We start from the raw sequence: 512 nt of genomic DNA on the forward strand, positions 1-512 counted from the left end.
CCTACTTCTATTAGTCATAAAGACGGCAAAGATGCTCTTGAAGAATATTTCTTTGAAGTATTACCAGATTATGACGAAGATAGAGTCTATGCATCTGATATAAAAAAGGTTGTACAATGGTACAACTTACTTCAGAAAAATAATCTATTAGATTCTTTAGAGTCTGAAGATGAATCTGATACCTCTGAGGAGGAATAATTATGCCTGATAAAAGTTCACAACTTAAAGCCTTTGAACGTTTATTGATTGTAATGGACGAATTGCGAGAGCAATGTCCATGGGATAAAAAGCAAACCATGGAATCCTTACGACACTTAACAATTGAAGAGGTATATGAACTTGGTGACGCCATTTTAGATAAGGATTTAGACGAGGTAAAAAAAGAACTTGGTGATGTGCTATTGCATATTGTTTTTTATTCTAGAATTGCCAGTGAAACCAATGACTTTGATATAGCGGATGTTTGTCACAGTATTTGTGACAAGCTTATTGAGCGTCATCCGCACATATAT

2 protein-coding genes are annotated in these 512 nt (G+C 34.6%); both read left to right on the top strand.

What is annotated here, in order from left to right:
• The coding region (locus J1C54_RS16395; protein ID WP_255612712.1) for a hypothetical protein at positions 1–198 on the top strand (198 nt) is incomplete at its 5' end.
• Positions 199–200: 2 nt separating this feature from the next.
• Positions 201–512 (top strand): MazG nucleotide pyrophosphohydrolase domain-containing protein (locus J1C54_RS16400; RefSeq protein ID WP_304504416.1); only part of this gene is annotated, 312 nt, incomplete at its 3' end.

This window comes from Alcanivorax sp. 1008 (genome assembly GCF_020667895.1).
GTDB lineage: Bacteria > Pseudomonadota > Gammaproteobacteria > Pseudomonadales > Alcanivoracaceae > PGZG01.